We start from the raw sequence: 19084 nt of genomic DNA on the forward strand, positions 1-19084 counted from the left end.
CTACCTCCAATTCTTGTTGGTCGAATGCGTGGATGGGGACCGCCCGGGCGAGTGCTCGGTGCCGGCGATGGAAAAGTGCGAGGTCTGCTCCATGGCGGAGGGCTCCGCGGGGGCAGCGCTGCGCGCCTGCGGAGCGGGGTTCGTGCTCTGCTCCTCGGGCACCCGGGCCTGGTGAGAGATGCGGAGCAGGATGCCCAGCAGAATATAATTCGCCATGAGTGAAGACCCACCCTGGGACATAAACGGGGTGGTCAGACCCGTCATGGGCAGCATGGCGGAGATGCCGCCGACCACCACGAACAGCTGGATCAGGATGGTCATCGACAGCCCCGAGGCCACCAGTTTGCCGTAGGAGGACTTGGCCAGCATGGCGGTGTGCATGCCGCGCACCACGAAGAGGGTGAACAACACAAGCACTGCGGCGAGGCCGATGAAACCGAGTTCCTCGCCGATTCCGGCCAGAATAAAGTCCGACTCCGCCACCGGCACGGCTTGGGGATAGCCTTCGCCTAGCCCGGTGCCGGTAATGCCGCCCCAGGACATGCCGAAGAGCGCCTGGGAGAGCTGGAAGCCGGTGGTGTCATAGTTCGCCAGCGGATCCATGAAGTTGGCGACACGAGACTGGATCTTGTCGGAGATCTGGTAAATGCCCACTCCGCCGACTGCCACGAGGATCACACCGATCAGCAGCCACGAGATGCGGCCGCTGGCGAGATACATCATGAGCAACACGGTGGAGAAGAGCAGCAGCGCCGGGCCGAAATCGTTTTCGCCTGCCATGATCACCAGCGCGAGCGCCCAGACGAAGAAGATGGGCCCGAGATCACGCAGACGGGGCAGCTCGAGTCCGAGCACCCGGTAGCCGGCCACGTTGAACAGGGCGCGCTTATCCGCCAAGAGTTTGGCGAAGAACAGCAACAGCAAAATTTTGGAGAACTCGCCGGGCTGGAGAGTAAAAGGCCCAAGCGAGATCCAGATGCGGGCATCGGACTGGATGCCGGAGCCCTGCGGCCACACCATGGGTAGTGCCAGCAGGATGATGCCCACCACGCCCAAGAGATAGGAGTAGCGGGTAAGCACCATGTAGTCCTCCATGAGCACCAGCACGATGATCATGAGTACGACGGCGACCAGTGACCACATCACCTGGCGGGTGGCCATGTTGGTGTCCTTGGCCGCGTCGAGGCGAGAAATCATCACAAGACCCAGGCCGTTGAGGGCTGCCGCGACGGGCAGCAGAATCTGATCGGCGTGCGGGGCCTTCCACACGAGAGCTAGGTGGGCGATCATGAACACGCCAATGAATCCACCGCCCACCCAAAGCAGCTGGCTGCCGAGCTCATTGCCCAGCGAGATCTCGAGGCTGACCACAGCGGCCATCACAATGGCGGCGGCCACGATGAGCAGCCACATTTCGGTTCTTCGGATGGTGATTCTTTGCCACACAGACATCAGTTACTTCACCTCCCGGCAATTAGTTCCGGGCTTAGTGAGATCGCCGGCCTCGCCCTTCAGGCACACCGGCAGGGCATCATTGGCGAGACGCTGCAGCTGCTGCACCACCTCGTCATAGCTTCCCGACGGCAATCCCTCGACCGAGTTACGCGCGGCCTCGGGAAGAGCGTCCAAGGTGAACAACGAGCAGGTACGCGAAGGCTTCTCGGGATCAGTGAGCAGCAGATTGCCGGACTTGTCCAAGCAGGCCGCCTGGTGCGGCTCGTGGAAGGACTTTCCGAAGACATCAAGATTGACACCGTGCTGGATCTCGAGCCGATCGTTCTCGCCCGTGGTGAGGTAGTACTGCGAGTCCACGCTGCGCATGAACGCCCAGCCGCCCAAGATCACCGCGAGGATGAGAATAAGGGCGATGCTGATGGGGATCCAGCGAAACTTAGAAGAGGAGGACTCCTCGTTGTCCTCGTCGTGCTCGGCGGCGGTGTCCGAGGCTGGGGGGATATATTCCGGCTCGCTCTTGGCGGGCGGGGCTTCGTCCTTGTCCAGCAGCGAGGCTCGGGCCGCGGAGGTATCGACCCGCGGTTCCTCGGCGTTGGTGCTATTAAGGGCGCCAGCCACCATAGGGGTGACAGCCAGTTGCGAGGTGTCGGCCTCTTCGGCGTCCACCACATCGGCCACCACCACGGTGACGTTGTCGGGGCCGCCGCCCCGCAGCGCAAGATCGATGAGCTTGCGGGCGGCCTCGGCGGGGGAGCCGTGGCGCAGGGTGTCCTCGATGGTGTCGAAGGACACCGGATCGGACAGGCCGTCAGAGCACAGCAGGAGGCGGTCCTGGGGCTGGGCGTCGACAAGCTGCAAAGAAGGCTCCACCGGATGTCCAGTGTAGGCCTTGAGGATCAGGGAACGCTGCGGGTGAGTAGAGACGTCTTCCGGGGCGAGTTTACCCTCTTCTACCAGCGTTTGCACGAAGGTGTCGTCCACCGTGATCTGTTCCAACTGGCCGTCGCGGAGACGGTAACCGCGGGAATCGCCCACGTGCAGCATGGCGAAGGTGGCGCCATCGAACATCAGCGCAGTCAGCGTGGTGCCCATGCCCTCGGTCTGGGGGTTGGCGCGCACCTCGGCCGCGATGGAGCGGTTACCATCATCGGCCACCCCGCCCAGCAGCGCAAGCATGTCATTATCGCCCGGATCGGCGTCGAGCTTCTCCAGGTGAGTGATCATCAACTGCGAGGCGATCTCGCCGGCGGCATGGCCACCCATGCCATCAGCCAGGGCCAGCAGGTGAGGGCCGGCGTAGGCAGAGTCCTCATTGTTCTTACGCACGTGGCCGCGATCAGAGGCGGCCGCGAAATGTAGTCTCAGCATCAGGGCATCAGCCTCACGGTCGTGCGCCCGATCATCACTTCACTGTCGGTGGTGATCTTCTCGGGCTGGTCGATACGGTAGCCGCCCACGTGGGTGCCGTTACGGGAATCGAGATCCTCCACAAACCAATCATCGCCGCGGCGGAACAGCCGAGCGTGGCGGGAGGAGGCGAAGTCATCCTGGATCACAAAGGTGCAATCCTGGGAGCGGCCGACGGTAATCTCCTGCACCCCCATGAGGTCCATGCGGGAGCCGCGCATCGCGCCATCGACCACCACCAGCTGTGCCGGTGGCTGGGGACGCTTCCGCGGCGCGCCAGCGGGGGCAGCGGGGGAGGAAGAACGCTTGGACCAGAACCGGCCCGAGGACTGAGTGCCCGAGAGACGGTTGGTATCGCGGCGCATGGCGCGCAGCGCGAAGAAGATACACAGCCAGAGCAGCACAAGCAGGCCGATACGGAACACAAGTAAGATAACGGAGCTCATTGTTGTTCTTCAGGCCTCCTTTAAAGGCATTGTCAGTGTGCTGCGGAAACGGGTACTCATACCCGCCCGGCGTGCACGGGCGCCGGGTGTGCTTGTCCGGCTGATCGGGCCACGGGGCACAATCGGCAGCGGCCGGTGCTGCGAGGAGTGCGGCCGGACGGCACCACCTCATGATCACATTCTTCTATAAGAAGAAGCGATTGAGCTGATGGCTTCATCACACCTATTCACCCCCTACAAGCACCAACCATGCCGCCGGTGGGGGTTATTCCCGCTCATGGGCGGAAGCCACCCCCGCCCGAGCATGGGGCCCAAGCAGGTTTCCCACCCATTTTAGTATGCGTGGGCCTAATTATTAGTGATCCGCACTTCTATGTAGGAGTGGCCCACGGTGATCACATCACCGTCCGCGAGCAGCCAATTGTCCACTGGCACGTCATTCACGGTGGTGCCGTTAGTCGACTGCAAGTCTGTAATCACAGCATCTTGGCCATCCCAGGTGACTTCCGCGTGTTGGCGGGAGACGCCCGTATCGGGGAGGCGGAAGTCCGCGTCATTCGAGCGGCCAATGATATTGGAGCCATTCTGCACGAGGAAGGTGCGGGAGGATCCGTCCTGCAGCAGTAAGGAGACGGTGGGCTCCGCCGGGGCTGCCGGAGAAGCGGAATCGGCAGGGAGATTGGACGATGGTGTCTCGGTGTGGCTCGCGAATATTGTGGTTTCTGAGGCGTGTTCGCCCGAATCCTCTGCCGGCAGCGCGGCGGCCTTGGGCAGATCCGAGCGATGAGCAGCGCTCGTCGGGGTGGCCGCGCCGTAGGCGGCACCTGCTGAGGCTGCTGCACCGTGGGAGTTGTGGTGGTCGCTGTTCATATGTCCATTCGTCTCTGCTGGCTGGTGGTCCGCGGGCTCATGCTGGCGCGGAGTGGAACTGCTGGTGTGATCCTGCGGGCTATGCGCAGCCGGTTCGTCCGGGTCGTGAATCTCGTAGGACGATGGGGCGTGGGTAGCGATCGACTCGTCAAACTCCACGTCGGCTGCATCGTCTGGCATGCCGTAGAAACCGCTCTCATCCTCCGGGCGCTGAGCGCGCACACACGTGGACTTCAGCTGGCCGGTGCGCAGACCCTTAGCCTGCACAAGCTTGACGACGACTGGCCCCGCCGGCGACCAATTCTGATTGCGGAAATAGCGAGTCAGCCGGTCCGCGAAATCCCACGGCAGCTCGGGCGAGGTTTCCTGCAAGTTGGAGAAATCCTTCTTGCCCACCATCACCTCGAACTGGTTAGGGACTTCCACATAGCCCTCATAGGTTGTGACAGCCTCGTCCTCGGCGCACTGCTTGAGTGCCTCCTCGACTTCGGCAGCCACAATCTTGCCCCCGAAGACGAAGGCAAAGCTGTTATCGAGGCCGCGCTGCAGAGCGCTGTCCATCTTTGCGAATCTAGACCACACAGACATAGCGGATGCAGTGTCACCTTCCTTCTTATCTTCGGCGAGAATTCTCAGCAGTTCATCAGTATCGGCCGGCACTATCCGGCCCGGCCCATAGGGCCGATCCAAGGCTCAGAATGCTCACGTCACAGCCGCAGTGGCCACAACGTCAAACGCCCCTGCCCGCAAGTGCGATCATCGCGCGAGCAAGGACAGTTCTCATGCGCTCCCAGATATAAGAGGCATTCTTACACCTGAGCCGAAGTGTGGCCCCAGTATAGAGGCCATGGCCGCGACAATGAACTCCCACCAGCGAAAAACCGGCCGCGAGACCCTGAGCGACACCAAGGAATGAGTCTTCCACCTGCGGATTTGGGGATAGTGTAACAATCAGTGTAACTTAGGTTAAGTCTTCCACAGCACTGCTGGAAAGACGCCAGCTCGGGCGAGTGGCGGAATGGCAGACGCGCTGGCTTCAGGTGCCAGTGTCCTTTACGGACGTGGGGGTTCAAGTCCCCCTTCGCCCACAGATGTAGAGGTAGCGCGACATTGTTTCGGACAGTGTCGCGCTACTTTTCTATGCGGTAGGGGTGCCGCTGGTAGCGGGGGATCGCTTTGGTTTGGGAAAGGTGCGCGTTATCACTTGTACTGCCTGGCGATCGCGAGTGGGGCACCAGACAGTTCTGTGGGGAGGTAGAGCTACTAGTCGATGACTGAGCAACGACGTCTGTGTGCTGCTCCCTTTCGCCGCGCTGTATGGCGCTCAAGCTCAACACTCGCGCTTTAGCGTGTGACTTAATACTTGTACAAAACCTAGGAAGAAGGACTCTGGATTGAGTATTGTCAGGAGTTAAGTAGTTGTACGAACGAAAGGTGCGCCTTGTGAGTGTCGATCAGGCCGTTCAGAGTCTTGCCGCAAAGGTTCGCGAGCTTAAGCCGATCATCGAAACCGAGGAAGCGACGAAAACCGCTTTCATCATCCCCTTCATTAGTACAGTGCTGGGGTACGACGTGACTGATCCTCGCGAGGTGATCCCCGAGTATACAGCTGACGTGGGAGTAAAAAGGGGTGAGAAGGTCGATTTCGCAATCAAGTCGGGTGATGATTTTCGCTTCCTTATAGAGTGTAAAAAAATCGGGGAGCCACTTCGTCTCGATCACGCAAACCAGCTAGTTCGCTATTTTAATGTGACGGACACCGAGTTTGCCATTCTTACTAACGGTGAGGTGTACGAGTTTTATGCCCAGTTGGATGCGGTTAATCGTATGGATGAGAAGCCGTTTATGACTATCGATCTTTCTAATATCGATGCTCGCGTCTTTCCTCACCTAGAGATGTGTACCAAGACCAGATTTGATTCTGAGACGATCGCAGCAAGCGCAGAGCAGCTCAAGTATATTTCGGAGATTCGAAAAGTACTGTCTGCGCAATTCAAAGAACCTGACGCTGACTGGGTTAGGCTCATCTCCTCACGGGTTACATCGCGCCGGATGACCGCTCAAAATCTCGAGATTTTCACGAAGCTAGTGTCGACTGCCCAGTCACAGTTCCTCAAAGATGAAGCCAACAGGCGTCTCCGTTCAGCTCAAGATTTCGACGACGCACATGGGGAAGTCAGTGCTCCGGAAACTGCTACCGTCGTAGAAGAAGTTAGCGAAACCGCTACTTCGGATATTGTAACGACTGAAGAAGAGTTGCAGGCATTTGGAATTATTCGCGCGATCTGTTGTAGCGAAGTTCCAGTTTCTGATATTACCCTCCGAGATGCTAAGTCCTATTGTGCGATTCTGTACAAAGACAATAATAGGAAGCCAATTGCTCGGCTATTCTTTGACCGAAAAGTGCCTCGTATCGTGTTTTTTGATTCTGCACGCGAGCCGCACGTTTTCGATCTTTCCGGAGTGGATGAAATTTATAACTACTCGCAGATACTGCGCGAGCGCTGTATGGCGCTTCGTGACGAGTAGACGTACCCGCGTGGAATGCAAGCGCCCAGAAAGCTCTCTTTGTGGTCTCGTAGGCTCTTCGCTTCGTTGATCCCGCTCTGGAAAGTAGGACTCTAGCCAGGGTGGGTACTGGGTGGTACATCTAGATAATTCTCATCCTCCTGTTCGACCAGGGCTGGACGAAGAACCTGGTGCGAGGTCCAATGATTCACACGCTGATCCATCGAGCAGCCCTGCGGTACCCATCTAGATTGCTTGAGTTCTCATTCCTCCGTACTAGGAGTCACTAGAGCTCAGACGCGGAGGAAGGTGCTCATTTACGAGCTCAACGGTGGGGTGTTGGCCCGAAGCATGCGGACAGTGTTCGCCCATCGTCAGTTGAATCTGCCTGTTCTCTCGCTTTGACGTGATTCGATCTCCAGTGGCGTACACACAACCATATGGCTAGTAGCCATGTGCAGACCACTGTGACGAGGGTGCCTACGAAAGGTCAGTCAGCGTGAGGATATGACGAAGATAGGGACGGAAACAGATTGGCGATAAAGTGTAGGACACACGCGAGGAACCATCAAGGAAAGCAGAACCTGTTAACGAGCCCATATGCTGCCATTCCGGCGTACAGCGGATGATTAACCACACCGATGCCACGTATGAAAGTTGCCAAGACGGCGCCGGTGGTGTCGGACTCTAGGTTCTCGAGCGTCATCCGAGCAATAAATGCTGCGTCTTCGAACACAGTGAACCCCATTCCAACGGCAATACCAACAAACACGTAGTCGACTGCCCGAGTGGTCTGGGTGCAGTAGGTGCAGATGAGCACAACGCCAAGAATCTTCAGGGCCTCTTCATCCACGGGAGCAAAGCCCGCGGCGCTCACCCATTGCAGGTGCACTTTCGCGAGGATGTCGAAAAGCTGATTATTAAATAAAACGGCAGGCCCGGTGCACGCCGCACCCCACAGTAGACCGAACTGTGTTCCAGGGTGTTTACGCAGCCCGAGCACAGAGAGGAGGATCCACACCATGCCGTGGACAAGTGCAGCAATGAGACTCGCTGGTACGTAGGCTAAGCCGAGTTGGAAGTGAACGGTGCAAGCAAGGCTCACTGCGGTTAATAGAGGAAATAACAACTTCATCGCTGAACCTCCACGAGCTCCGCGTATGACCGCGATCTAGGGCCTTCAAAATAGAAAGAAACGATACGCTGACCTTCGAAGGCAGCGACAGTGATGGCGCCTGAGTCCTCGACACAAAAAAAATCGCACCGCTTCGATGAATAACCGGAGAGTTGCTCAGTTCCGTCGGGGAACTGAATGCCCGGTGCTGGCGTACAACTGCCACATCTGCGGCGCTCGAGCTAGGTGTAGACTGCGCTCGAATCGTTGAGCTATCACATGTCCAGCTTGGTGCGTCTGCGAGATAGTCAGGACTCCGCCCGCACTCCAATCCGGAGATGGCGAGGCGTTCGAACTCAACTGCGCTTATAGGGTTGTGAGGCAAGGGGATCGCTAGGTTGGCTAGAGTAATAGCTCCAAACCATGCGGTCGCGAGGGCTACAGTGATGAGCGTTTCTGCTGCATGATTAGTATGCTATGGCGCTACCACTGCGAAAAGATCAGCCCTAGGGATTATCTTTCCCTATTTTTGCAAAACTACTGTAAACAGACATGAACTATAAAAAATGGTTGAAGCAACGTAAACAGGCCAAGCGGGCCAATGCATCAAATGGTAATACTTGGCTGCGACGTGCCCTCCTAGTAATTTTTGTGTAGTGGTGGACCTTCTGAAGATAACTTAGTTTATCTCTCGGAGTGCCATTATGTCTGGAAACGATATTGATGATTACACCATTTTTCGCGTGAGCTTGGTGATAATTGTCAGTGCAATAACTTCAATACTGCTGCCGTGTGCGCTAAGTCATGTGCCGCGTGGATATAGCGTTTATGAGTACTATCCTGGTACTGTCTCGGCATTAGTCTGCTCCATCGTGATCTGTTTGACGGCAGGAACACACCAGATTTCTTTGTCTATATTCGTAGTATTAATTTCTCTAGTGTCTAGAGGTGGCTGGCGTTGGTCACTCACCGGCATTGGGGCTATGGTGATAAGTTTGGGGTACAAGTTCTATTCCCTGGACACGTTTGCGATCCTGTACCTTCCTTACTATGGGAATATTTTGTTGTGGGGATCTTTCATGCTATCCGGTGTAGTTATTGGTGTAGTTCGTAACAAGAGGAGAGAAAACAAGCGATCCTCGTGGCGCGTGCCGAGCTGAACAACGACACGATGCGCGCAGAAGTAGAGAAAGCTCGCCAGGATGAGCGTGACCGGATTGCACGAGACATGCACGATTCGTTGTCTCATAGCGGTTTATGCAGGTGGGCTATCGTATCGTAAAGATCTGAGCCAAGAACAAATAGCCGAGTCTTCTAACACCATTCAACGGGAAGCTGAAGCCTCCGTGCAAGACCTACGGCAGGTGCTACGGTCGCTGCGCTTTGATGACCGCATCGATCCCCGGGCGAGTACCGAAGATACACGTATCACGCGCCCGCGCGGCTGGCAGGAAGGTCGAGGTTGGTTATAACGGAGACTCGTCCGGTGCCTATTTTGATGAACTATCCACGATGGGAATGCATGTTGTGAGCCGCGTGGTGCAGGAGGGCCTGACCAACGCTCGCAAGCATGCCCCTGGTGAAAAGGTAGACATCGAGGTAGCCCTTGAGCGCGACATGGTACGGGTGACAATGCGCAATAAGAAGCTCGCTGTAGCCACAGAAAGCAGCGGTGGTCACGGCCTCGTGGGCTTGCGTGAACGCTGCCGGCTAACGGGCGGTTATCTCGAGATTCGTGACGATGAAGATTTTTCTTGGCACCTTTACTTGCCCTTGGAGAAACAATGATCTCTGTTGTGTTAGTAGACGATGAGCAAGCTCTGCGCCGTGGGATTCGGTTGATCCTGGAAGGTGCGGACGACATTGAGGTAGCCGGGGATATCGGCAATGGCAAAGACGGGGTTGGTATGGCGACTCGCTTGCGACCAGATGTGGTTCTCATGGACATACGGATGCCTGTCATGGATGGGATTCAAGCGACTCAGTTGTTGCAGAGCGCTCTACCATCGACACCAATCGTTATGCTTACTGCCTTTGACACTGACACGTTTATTCTCGATGCCCTCCACGCTGGGGCGATGGACTTCTTATTGAAAACTACGACCTCCGAAGCCCTAGTCGCATCTGTACGAGCCGTAGCTGCAGGCCAGAAACTTCTGAGTCCACAGGCGCTAGCTCATCTGTTGGCAATGAATACAAGGAAAAGCCAGGAAGTGTGTGGCATTGATGGCCTGAGCAGCCGGGAAAATGGCATAGCTCAGCTCGTCGCTCAAGGGCTCAACAACCAAGAGATAGCAGAACAACTCTACGTCTCAGTGGCCACGGTCAAGACGCACATCGGGCATATCCTCGACAAGATTGGTGGCACTAACCGTGTTCACATCGCCATCGCGATGCTAGAACGCACCTAGGTCCGTGTGATGTGACTTCCGCCTGCGCATGGGCTGCCCGCTTCAACGGCCATCGCCTCGAATGACCCCGAGCACTGTGGGGTGCTAAGACTGCTGCTTCTTCAGCGGAAAGCTGATGACGACAGTTGCGAGAATACTGCCGGAGTAGAGAATCCACATCCATGACGGTACTTCGCCGACGATGAAGAACAGTGCCAATCCGGCATAAAAAATGATGCTATCGCGAACGTAGGTGGACATGCTGGCTCCTTGTGTGCTTGTGGGATAGGGCCACGCCTCGCGCCACTGGCCACCATTGTTTTGGTTGTGTTCGCTGAGGCATCACCACTCATCGTCAACGACTTCTGCCCTGGTTGTGGAAGTAGTGGTCGGTGTTGAGCTGTGGCGCTGTCGGGGATGAGGAGGGCGTCGATAAGCACATGCTCCAACGTTTCCTGACACCTGTTCGGTGCTGCTAAGGGGGCGTTAAAAGAATGTTAAAGACTGCCCGCATGTCCGCTGCGGGCTTTTGAATGGGCTCATGGCCGATCTACTGATTGCGCTCACCACCGTGGTGAGCTTCGGACTTCTGTACCTCGTGTTGAAGGGAGCGGACAAGCTATGAGCTGGGAGCTTCTGAGCGGCGGCATCCTAGGTGTCTGCTGCTTTGTGTATGTGTTGGTGGCCCTGCTGCAACCGGAAAGGTTCTCATGAGCACATTAGGAGCAACATTCTTTGGCCTAGTCCCTGTAGTTACCGTTCTGCTCTGCTTGGCAGTACTAGTAGTGCCCTTCGGTAACTACATGGCGTGGGTGTTTCAAAGCCCGAAACACTGGAAGGTGGAAAAGGCTTTCTACCGGGTGATGGGTGTAGATGAATCTACGAGCCAACGGTGGAATAAGTACGCCTTGTCGGTGTTTACGTTCTCGCTGCTGTCCGTGCTGGCAGTGTATCTGCTGCAGCGCACCCAGCAGTGGCTGCCGTTGTCCTTCGGTATGGGTCCGGTGAAGGCGGACCAGGCGTGGAACACCGCTGTGTCCTTCACCACGAACACGAACTGGCAGTCGTATTCCGGTGAGCAGGCGATGACTCCGCTGACCCAGATGATGGGGCTAGGAGTGCAAAACTATCTCTCTGCCGCCGTGGGTATGTGCGTGGCGATTGCGCTGGTGCGCGGCTTGGCCGCGAAGGACGCGGATGGTCGCATCGGTAATTTTTGGGTGGACATGGTGCGCTGCGTGCTGCGCATCCTGTTACCTGCGGGGGCCGTGGCGGCGCTGTTATTGATGACTCAAGGCGTGATTCAGAACTTCAACGCCCCCGCCGTGGTGGATACCATCGCCGGTGGTCAGCAAACCATTCAGGGCGGTGCGGTGGCTACCCAAGAGGCGATCAAGGAGCTCGGCACCAATGGTGGTGGCTTCTTTAATGCCAACTCCTCGCACCCCTTCGAAAACCCCAACCAGATCACCAACATGCTGGAGATCTTCCTTATCCTTTTGATCCCGGTGTCGTTGACACGGACCTTCGGCACGATGGTGGGCGATACCCGCCAGGGGTGGGCAATCCTGGCTGCCATGGGTACGCTCTATGCCATCTCTCTTGCCGTGGTGACGACCTCTGAGCTGGGGATGCTCGGCCATAAGGACGGCTGGGCCTCGGCGCTGGCAGGGGGTGCGATGGAGGGCCGTGAATCCCGCTTCGGTGTGATTCCCTCGGCGTTCTTTGCGGTGTCTACCACCATGACTTCAACAGGCGCGGTGGATTCCTTCCACTCCACCTACACGCCGTTGGGCGGCGGCATGATCATGCTGAACATGCTGCTCGGTGAAATCTCGCCCGGTGGTGTGGGCGCCGGTTTGTACGGCATGTTGATCGTGGCCGTGCTGGCGGTGTTTATCGCCGGCCTCATGGTGGGGCGCACCCCGGAGTATCTGGGTAAACGCATCGGTGTCTCCGAGATGAAGGCCGTGTCGCTCTACATTCTCACCATGCCGATTCTGGTGCTCACCGGAGTGGGCGTCTCCGTGATGCTGCCGAAAACAATGGACTCGCTCTCCGAGGGCAACGTGCTGGCACATGGCTTCTCCGATGTGGTCTATGCCTTCACCTCGGGTGCCAATAACAACGGTTCGGCTTTTGCCGGATTCGGTGCCGATACCCCGTGGTTCAACATCACTATTGCTCTTGCGATGCTATTTGGTCGATTCATTCCGATCATCATGATTCTGGTGCTAGCTGGGCTCTTGGCCAGCCAGAAGCCAGTGCCGGTGACCGCGGGCACCTTGCCCACTCACCGTCCGCAATTCGTTGGGCTGATTGTGGGCGTCGCCATCATCGTGAGCGCCCTGACCTTCCTGCCCACCCTTGTTCTTGGCCCATTGACGGAGGCTCTAGCATGACAACCCCCACTGTGACTCAGTCGCGCCAGGACCACGAGTCCGCGCAGAAACAGCCCGCGAAGCCGCAGTCCACCTATGGCTTCTCACAGGTCATGGCTGCGCTGCCGCTGGCGCTGAAGAAGCTCGATCCGCGCCAAATGGTGAAAACCCCCGTGATGTTCTTGGTGGAACTCGGATCGGTGTTCACCTTGGTGCTCGCCATCGCGAACCCCTCGGTGTTTACCTGGTCGGTCACCATATGGCTCTTTTTCACCGTGCTCTTTGCCAACCTCTCCGAGGCGATCGCCGAGGGGCGTGGCAAGGCCCAAGCTGAGGCACTGCGCGCCACCAAGGTCTCCTCCATCGCGCAAAGGGTGAGCAACGTCGACGAGGCACTCGCAGGAGCCACTCCCATCACTGAAGAAGTGCCTGGGGATTCGCTACACCCTGGTGATGTGGTGTGCGTGTACGTGGAGCAGGTGATTCCTGGTGATGGTGACGTGATCTATGGAGCCGCCCTAGTGGATGAGTCGGCGGTGACCGGCGAATCCGCGCCGGTGATCCGTGAATCCGGTGGTGACCGGTGTGCAGTGACCGGCGGTACCAGGGTGCTCTCCGATGAGATCTTGGTGTCCATCACCTCCGAACCGGGTGAGACCTTCATTGACCGCATGATCGCGCTTGTGGAAGGCGCGGAGCGTAAGAAAACCCCCAATGAGCTGGCGCTGGGCATCGTGCTGAACGTGCTCACGCTCATCTTCCTAGCGGTGGTGTTGGCGCTTGCACCGATGGCCTCCTTCACTGGTGCTGAGCAAGACCCAGTGGTGCTGGTGGCGCTGCTGGTGTGCTTGATCCCTACCACTATCGGTGCGCTTCTCTCTGCCATCGGTATTGCAGGTATGGACCGATTGGTGCAGCGCAATGTGTTGGCCATGTCGGGTCGTGCTGTGGAGGCCGCGGGCGATGTGTCCACCCTGCTGCTGGATAAGACCGGCACGATCACGAAGGGTGATCGCCAGGCTGCCCGCTTCTTGCCGGTGCCCGGGGTGGAAAAGAAGGATCTGGCCACGGCCTGTCAGCTGTCCTCCCTCGCCGACGAGACCCCTGAGGGGCGTTCCATTGTGAAGCTCTCAGAAGAGCAGGTGGGCCAGATTGATGATGCCGTGTTCCGCCACGGCGAGTTCATCCCCTTCACCGCCCAGACCCGCATGTCGGGGATGAAGAACTCGGACGGTTCTCGGGTGCTTAAGGGAGCCGCCTCGGAGATGGTCAACCTCGTGCAGCGTTGTGCCGGGGAGGTGCCAGAGCAGACCGAGGAGTTGGTTAATGAGGTATCGAATGCAGGTGGTACCGCACTGGTCGTCATTGAAACTGGTCCCATCGAGACCGGCACCCCGAAAACCGGCACCACCGAAAACGCTGGAGTAGTGGATCTGCTGGGTGAGTGGGAAGGTATGCCCTCCTCGGCGAAGGTGCTGGGTGTGATTGATCTGAAGGACATCGTGAAAGACGGCATGGTGGAGCGCTTCCGCACCCTGCGCTCCATGGGCATCCGCACGGTGATGATCACCGGCGATAATGAGCTCACCGCCAGGGCCATCGCCAAGGAGGCTGGGGTGGATGACTATCTCGCCGAGGCCACCCCAGATGAGAAGCTGGCGCTGATTCGCCGCGAACAAGAAGGCGGCCGCATGGTGGCTATGACGGGTGATGGCACTAACGACGCCCCCGCCCTGGCTCAGGCCGATGTGGGCGTGGCGATGAATACCGGCACCATGGCCGCCAAGGAGGCCGGCAACATGGTGGATCTGGATTCCAACCCCACCAAGCTCATTGAGATCGTGGAGATCGGCAAGCAGCTGCTGATCACCCGCGGCGCGCTCACAACCTTCTCCATTGCCAACGACGTGGCCAAGTACTTTGCCATCATTCCCGCCATGTTCGTGCTGGCCATCCCCGGTATGGATGCGCTGAACATCATGCATCTGCACAGCCCGACTACCGCCATTTTGTCAGCGGTGATCTTCAACGCGCTCATCATTATTGCTCTCATCCCCTTGGCGTTGAAGGGCGTGCGTTACACCCCCTCGAGCGCCTCGGCGTTGCTGAGCAGGAACCTGCTGATCTTCGGGCTTGGCGGTGTGATCGCACCGTTTATCGGCATCAAGATCATCGATATCATCCTCACCCTGCTGGGCATGAGCTAAAGGAGTAACCGCCATGACATCGTTTATTCGTTCCCTCTCATCCTCCCTGCGTTTCCTCGTGCTCATGACCCTGGTGCTGGGATTGCTCTTGCCTTCAACGATGGTGCTGGTGGGCAAGGTGATGCCACAGCGTGCCGACGGTTCGCTGATCAGCAACGCCGAGGGCGAGATCGTAGGCTCTGCGCTGATTGGCCAGGAGTTTCCCGGTGATGAGTGGTTCCAGTCTCGGCCCTCGGCCTCGGACTATGACTTCCTCGATTCCGGCTCCACCAATCTGTCACCCACCTCGCCGGAATTGAAAGAGCAGATCACACAGCGCCAGCAGGAGATCGCCGAGCGCGAGGGCGTAGATATTAGCGCCATTCCTGCGAATGCGGTCACCGCCTCCGCCTCAGGCCTCGATCCCGATATTTCCCGCGCCTACGCCGATCTGCAGATCGACCGCGTGGCCGCCGCCCGAGGCATGGACCCAGAGCAGGTGCGCCAGCTGGTAGAGCACAACTCCCGCACCGAGCTGGGCGCCGGGGATGTGGTGAATGTGGTGCTGCTGAACCGCGATCTCGTGGACGCGGCAGCCTAGATCCTGCCGGCACGGCAGCCCCGCACGCCCGCACCTGCGCTAAGTCGCTGGGCCTGCCGGCCCTGCAGGGCCTTTCGTCCTAGTCGTCCCTGCCGGCTCTGCCGAGGCCGAAGAAAGCCGCCCCACACAGTGGGCCCCACAGCGGGCCACACGGGAATAGGGTGAGGGGCAGTAACCCCCAACGCAGCTCTTAAGGGCGCACCCAGCTGGGTGTGCCCTAAGGCGTGGAAAGGACATCCACCATGGAGGACTCCCAGGCAGCGACTAACGAGGCTAGGAACAGCCAAGCCTCGCACTCCCAGGCATCTACCGAGAGCGCAGAGCCAACCGCTGCGGCCCCGCGCACTAAGCGTGGCAGCCTGAAGGTGTATTTGGGGTGCGCGCCGGGTGTGGGAAAAACCTATGCGATGCTGCGCGAGGCTCACGATCTGCAGGAGCGTGGCCACATGGTGCTGGTGGGCTATGTGGAGCATCATGGTCGTGCCCGCACCGAGGCTCAGCTCGAGGGCCTTGAGGTGCTGCCGCGTAAAACCGTGCACTATCGCGGCTCTGCCTATGAGGACATGGATGTCGAGGCGATTATTCGGGCTCATCCCGAGGTGGTGTTGGTGGATGAGCTGGCGCACACGGTGGTGCTCGGGCAGCAGGAGCAGCAACCGGTGGATGCCCCGAAGCGCTGGCACGATGTGTATGAGCTTCTGGATGCGGGCATTGATGTGATCTCCACGGTGAATATTCAGCATCTGGAGTCGCTGAATGATGTGGTGTCGGCGGTTACGGGCACCCGCCAGCGCGAGACTGTGCCGGATCAGGTGTTGCGCGATGCCGACCAGGTAGAGCTGGTGGATCTTTCACCCGATGCGCTGCGCGTGCGGCTTGCCCGTGGCGAGATCTACGATGGGCGTCGTACCGAGGCGGCGCTGAGTAATTATTTCCGGCCCGGTAACCTCACCGCGCTGCGCGAGTTGTCGCTGCTCTGGCTGGCGGACAAGGTGGATGAGGGGTTGCAGCGCTATCGCTCGGAGCGCGATATTGATCAGTCTTGGCCCGCCAGAGAGCGCGTGGTGGTGGCGGCCTCGGATTCCCCGGAGGCGGAGCGGCTCATTCGCCGTGGCGCGCGGATCGCCGGCCGGAAGGCTGGGCGTGAGCTGATCGTGGTGCACATCGCCGAGGATGATGGCCTGCGTTCGTCTTCGGCCATGCGGCTGAAGAGTTTGCAGCGGGTGACGGAGGACCTCGATGGCGAGTGGCGGGTGCTGCTCGGCTCTGAGGTGGCGGAAACCTTATTGGCCTTCGCCCGGTCCGTTAATGCCACCCAGTTGGTGGTGGGGATGGGCCGCACGAGTCCTTTCTCCACCGCGGGTAGGCGTTCGCGCACCATTATTGAGGGCTCGGGCGGCATTGATGTGCACATCGTCTCCACCCAGCACAACACCACGCGGGCGCGGATGCGACGCTCGCTGCCGCGGCTAGCCACCTCCTTGTCTGGCCGACGCCAGGTGTTGGGCTGGGTGACGGCGCTGGCGCTACCGCCCTTAGCCACTGTGGTGATGACGAGCATGGGCCTGGGCACCGAGTACTTTGGCACGATCGTGCTGGCTTATCTGCTCTTTGTGGTGGTCTCCACTCTGCTGGGCGGTTTTGTGCCCGGCATGGTGTGCCTGATTATTGGTTCGCTGCTGGGAAACTGGTACTTCACGGAACCGGTGCACACGCTAAACATGGTGCGACCGGAAAATATCGCTGGCGTGGTGATTTATGTGCTTATCGCCGCAGCGGTGGCGTGGGTGGTGGAGCTGGCCGAGCGTCGCACCCGGCAGGCGCGGCGGAATGCCCACTTCGCGGCGATCCTCTCTGATCTTGCCTCGGGCGTGCTGCGCGATGGCGATAACCTGCATAAACTTCTGCAGCACCTGGGAGAAAACCTCGGGGTGGACCGCATCGATCTGCAGCGCGAGCAGCCCAGCGGGCACAAGTGGTTGAGCATTGAGCGCTGGGACGCACACGACTCACACGCCACCACCCAGACACCACCGGCGGGGGAGAAGTCCGTGGTGCAGGCCGGCCAGTCGCTGCGTTTGGTGTGTTATGGCCGCAGCCTAAGCAGTAGCGAGGAGGCGATCGTAGAGGCCCACGGTGCGCGCATCACAGCCATTGTGAATAAGCAGGAGATTGATGCTTTTCGACGCGCCACCGCTGCCCTCGAGGCCGGAAACCGGGTGGGTACCGCGGTGCTCACGGCGGTCTCGCACAATCTGCGTACCCCCTTGGCCGGGATCAAGGCGGCAGTCTCTTCGCTGAAGCTCACCGATATTGAGATCGACGATGCCACGCGGGATGACTTGATCGATGTGATCGATTCTTCGGCAGATCGGTTGAACACGGTGGTGGGTGATCTTTTGGACATGTCGCGTTTGAACTCCCATCGGTTGGAGCCCAGCGTGCGGCCGGTGTTCATCCCCGATGCCCTCTACTCGGCTAGGGCAGAGATCCCCGAGACGGCTCTGCCGGCCATCGAGGATGGCTCGGATATCCCGGCGGCGCGCCGCAGCGCCGAGGAGGCCATTGCTGTGGATGTGCCCGAGAACCTCCCGCCGGTGTTGGCCGATGAGGGGCTCTTGCAGCGCATTCTGGTGAATCTGATGAGCAATGGGCTGCGCCACGCTCCGGGCTCGGCGATCACGGTGGCGGCCTGTGTGGTGCAAGACTGCGTGGAGCTGCGGGTGGTGGATCACGGCCCAGGGATCCCGGAGGAGAAGAAGCGCGATCTCTTCCAGGCCTTCAGCTTGGTGGGCCGCTCGGGCGATGATGGCACCGGGCCCGGCTTGGGGCTGGGGCTGTCGGTGGCTTTTGGTTTCGCCGAAGCCATGGGCGGCTCCTTAGCAGTGGAGGACACCCCAGGTGATGGCGCTACCTTTGTGTTGACTCTCCCGAGCACCACCTTGAGCGCGTGGCGCGGTGGGAGTATGAAAACAACGCAGCAGCCGCTGCAGGTGAGCGAAAGCGGGGATAGTCGTGACTGAGCAGCAGCACATCGTGGTGGTGGAGGACGATCAGGCCTTGGGTCGGACCATCGCGATTAATCTCAAAGCCCGCGGCTACCGGGTGAGCTTGTGCACCTCGGCGCAACGCGCACTTCAGGTGGTGCAGACCGTGCAGCCTTCATGCATTCTCCTCGATCTGGGGCTGCCAGATGTGTCGGGTTTCGAAGTGTTGCGCACGATCCGCCAGTGGTCGGCGGTGCCCATCATCATCGTCTCGGCGCGGCACATGCAGGAGGGCAAGATCGAGGCCCTCGATGCCGGTGCTGATGATTACATCACCAAGCCCTTCGCCATTGGTGAGCTGCTGGCGCGCATTCGGGCCACGCTGCGCCGTGCCGCGCCCGTTGAGGCGGTGGGCCAGCCGGTGATCCACTCTGCCGATGGCCGGCTGGAGATGAACCTGGCGGATCGATCTTTACTGGTGGAGGGCCAGCCCACTCGGCTCACACCCACCCAGTGGGCGATCGTGGATGTGTTGTTGGCACACCGTGGCCGCCTGGTGAGCAAACTCGATTTGCTGCACGCGGTGTGGGGCGAGAACTACAACAAGGAGATGAACTATCTGCGGGTATATATCTCGCAGCTGCGGCAAAAGATTGAGCCGAATTCCGCCGAGCCGCGCTATATTCTCACCGAGCCCGGTGCTGGGTATCGCCTCATGCTGGACTAGGTGCCGCTACCG

At 59.1% G+C, this 19084-nt stretch carries 16 protein-coding genes and 1 tRNA gene; 11 read left to right on the top strand and 6 right to left on the bottom strand.

Features of this window, described 5'->3' with window-relative positions:
* From CCICO_RS00115 to CCICO_RS00130, 4 genes are all read right to left on the bottom strand, one after another.
* On the bottom strand, window positions 1-1452 hold the full coding sequence (locus CCICO_RS00115) for an FtsW/RodA/SpoVE family cell cycle protein (RefSeq protein WP_083878206.1): 1452 nt from the start codon (window positions 1450-1452) through the stop codon (window positions 1-3).
* A gap of 3 nt (window positions 1453-1455) precedes the next feature.
* A complete protein-coding gene (locus CCICO_RS00120) occupies window positions 1456-2823 on the bottom strand; it encodes a PP2C family protein-serine/threonine phosphatase (protein WP_018018411.1) in 1368 nt (455 codons plus the stop codon).
* Entirely contained in the window at window positions 2823-3308 is a 486-nt protein-coding gene (locus tag CCICO_RS00125) for an FHA domain-containing protein FhaB/FipA (protein WP_018018412.1), read from the bottom strand. Before CCICO_RS00125 ends, CCICO_RS00120 begins: the two co-directional genes overlap by 1 nt.
* A 348-nt stretch (window positions 3309-3656) precedes the next feature.
* Window positions 3657-4739 (bottom strand): FHA domain-containing protein, encoded by a 1083-nt coding sequence (locus CCICO_RS00130; RefSeq protein WP_244263957.1) that lies wholly within the window; start codon window positions 4737-4739, stop codon window positions 3657-3659.
* Between the two features lie 443 nt (window positions 4740-5182).
* On the opposite strand from CCICO_RS00130, the gene CCICO_RS00135 reads away from it, so the two are divergent.
* Window positions 5183-5266, top strand: a tRNA-Leu gene (locus CCICO_RS00135).
* Between the two features lie 355 nt (window positions 5267-5621).
* Entirely contained in the window at window positions 5622-6707 is a 1086-nt protein-coding gene (locus tag CCICO_RS00140; protein WP_018018414.1) for a type I restriction enzyme HsdR N-terminal domain-containing protein, read from the top strand.
* Between the two features lie 547 nt (window positions 6708-7254).
* On the opposite strand, the gene CCICO_RS00145 is transcribed toward CCICO_RS00140, so the two are convergent.
* Complete coding sequence (locus tag CCICO_RS00145) at window positions 7255-7821, bottom strand: PrsW family glutamic-type intramembrane protease (RefSeq protein WP_018018415.1); 567 nt, start codon at window positions 7819-7821, stop codon at window positions 7255-7257.
* 1150 nt (window positions 7822-8971) lie between these two features.
* On the opposite strand from CCICO_RS00145, the gene CCICO_RS11360 reads away from it, so the two are divergent.
* The 3 genes from CCICO_RS11360 (at window position 8972) to CCICO_RS00155 (ending at window position 10211) form a co-directional block, all read left to right on the top strand.
* Entirely contained in the window at window positions 8972-9082 is a 111-nt protein-coding gene (locus CCICO_RS11360; protein WP_363324763.1) for a histidine kinase, read from the top strand.
* A gap of 230 nt (window positions 9083-9312) precedes the next feature.
* Window positions 9313-9588 (top strand): sensor histidine kinase, encoded by a 276-nt coding sequence (locus tag CCICO_RS00150; RefSeq protein WP_156809771.1) that lies wholly within the window; start codon window positions 9313-9315, stop codon window positions 9586-9588.
* Window positions 9585-10211 carry a response regulator gene (locus CCICO_RS00155; RefSeq protein WP_018018417.1) on the top strand — a complete coding sequence of 209 codons (627 nt, stop codon included), beginning with the start codon at window positions 9585-9587 and terminating at the stop codon, window positions 10209-10211. Before CCICO_RS00150 ends, CCICO_RS00155 begins: the two co-directional genes overlap by 4 nt.
* Before the next feature lie 84 nt (window positions 10212-10295).
* Here the strand turns inward: CCICO_RS00155 and CCICO_RS00160 are convergent, their stop codons facing one another.
* Complete coding sequence (locus CCICO_RS00160) at window positions 10296-10451, bottom strand: hypothetical protein (RefSeq protein WP_018018418.1); 156 nt, start codon at window positions 10449-10451, stop codon at window positions 10296-10298.
* A 360-nt stretch (window positions 10452-10811) separates the two neighbouring features.
* Here CCICO_RS00160 and CCICO_RS11365 point away from each other — a divergent pair, with 360 nt between their 5' ends.
* The 6 genes from CCICO_RS11365 to CCICO_RS00185 all read left to right on the top strand — a co-directional run bounded on the left by CCICO_RS11365 (window position 10812) and on the right by CCICO_RS00185 (window position 19072).
* Window positions 10812-10904, top strand: coding sequence for a potassium-transporting ATPase subunit F (locus CCICO_RS11365; protein WP_083878207.1), 93 nt, complete (start codon window positions 10812-10814; stop codon window positions 10902-10904).
* Window positions 10901-12592 (top strand): potassium-transporting ATPase subunit KdpA, encoded by a 1692-nt coding sequence (kdpA, locus tag CCICO_RS00165; protein WP_026161228.1) that lies wholly within the window; start codon window positions 10901-10903, stop codon window positions 12590-12592. Before CCICO_RS11365 ends, kdpA begins: the two co-directional genes overlap by 4 nt.
* Window positions 12589-14778, top strand: a complete 2190-nt coding sequence (kdpB, locus tag CCICO_RS00170; RefSeq protein ID WP_018018420.1) for a potassium-transporting ATPase subunit KdpB — start codon at window positions 12589-12591, stop codon at window positions 14776-14778. The genes kdpA and kdpB overlap by 4 nt, the downstream gene beginning before the upstream one ends.
* Window positions 14779-14791: 13 nt before the next feature.
* Window positions 14792-15358, top strand: a complete 567-nt coding sequence (locus CCICO_RS00175) for a potassium-transporting ATPase subunit C (RefSeq protein ID WP_018018421.1) — start codon at window positions 14792-14794, stop codon at window positions 15356-15358.
* 242 nt (window positions 15359-15600) lie between these two features.
* Window positions 15601-18381: a sensor histidine kinase gene (locus tag CCICO_RS00180; RefSeq protein ID WP_018018422.1), complete on the top strand. Its 2781-nt coding sequence runs from the start codon at window positions 15601-15603 to the stop codon at window positions 18379-18381.
* Complete coding sequence (locus tag CCICO_RS00185; RefSeq protein WP_018018423.1) at window positions 18374-19072, top strand: response regulator; 699 nt, start codon at window positions 18374-18376, stop codon at window positions 19070-19072. The genes CCICO_RS00180 and CCICO_RS00185 overlap by 8 nt, the downstream gene beginning before the upstream one ends.
* Window positions 19073-19084: the final 12 nt, after the last annotated feature.

The sequence above is a fragment of the Corynebacterium ciconiae DSM 44920 genome (assembly GCF_030440575.1).
Classification (GTDB): domain Bacteria; phylum Actinomycetota; class Actinomycetes; order Mycobacteriales; family Mycobacteriaceae; genus Corynebacterium; species Corynebacterium ciconiae.

Coding starts and splice junctions, on each gene's coding strand:
- CCICO_RS00125 (WP_018018412.1), bottom strand. CDS start 3,308: ATGAGCTCCGTTATCTTACTTGTGTTCCGTATCGGCCTGCTTGTGCTG.
- CCICO_RS00115 (WP_083878206.1), bottom strand. CDS start 1,452: ATGTCTGTGTGGCAAAGAATCACCATCCGAAGAACCGAAATGTGGCTG.
- CCICO_RS00180 (WP_018018422.1), top strand. CDS start 15,601: ATGGAGGACTCCCAGGCAGCGACTAACGAGGCTAGGAACAGCCAAGCC.
- kdpA (WP_026161228.1), top strand. CDS start 10,901: ATGAGCACATTAGGAGCAACATTCTTTGGCCTAGTCCCTGTAGTTACC.
- CCICO_RS11365 (WP_083878207.1), top strand. CDS start 10,812: ATGAGCTGGGAGCTTCTGAGCGGCGGCATCCTAGGTGTCTGCTGCTTT.
- CCICO_RS00175 (WP_018018421.1), top strand. CDS start 14,792: ATGACATCGTTTATTCGTTCCCTCTCATCCTCCCTGCGTTTCCTCGTG.
- CCICO_RS00130 (WP_244263957.1), bottom strand. CDS start 4,739: ATGGACAGCGCTCTGCAGCGCGGCCTCGATAACAGCTTTGCCTTCGTC.
- CCICO_RS00120 (WP_018018411.1), bottom strand. CDS start 2,823: ATGCTGAGACTACATTTCGCGGCCGCCTCTGATCGCGGCCACGTGCGT.
- CCICO_RS00145 (WP_018018415.1), bottom strand. CDS start 7,821: ATGAAGTTGTTATTTCCTCTATTAACCGCAGTGAGCCTTGCTTGCACC.
- CCICO_RS00160 (WP_018018418.1), bottom strand. CDS start 10,451: ATGTCCACCTACGTTCGCGATAGCATCATTTTTTATGCCGGATTGGCA.
- CCICO_RS00155 (WP_018018417.1), top strand. CDS start 9,585: ATGATCTCTGTTGTGTTAGTAGACGATGAGCAAGCTCTGCGCCGTGGG.
- CCICO_RS11360 (WP_363324763.1), top strand. CDS start 8,972: ATGCGCGCAGAAGTAGAGAAAGCTCGCCAGGATGAGCGTGACCGGATT.
- kdpB (WP_018018420.1), top strand. CDS start 12,589: ATGACAACCCCCACTGTGACTCAGTCGCGCCAGGACCACGAGTCCGCG.
- CCICO_RS00150 (WP_156809771.1), top strand. CDS start 9,313: ATGGGAATGCATGTTGTGAGCCGCGTGGTGCAGGAGGGCCTGACCAAC.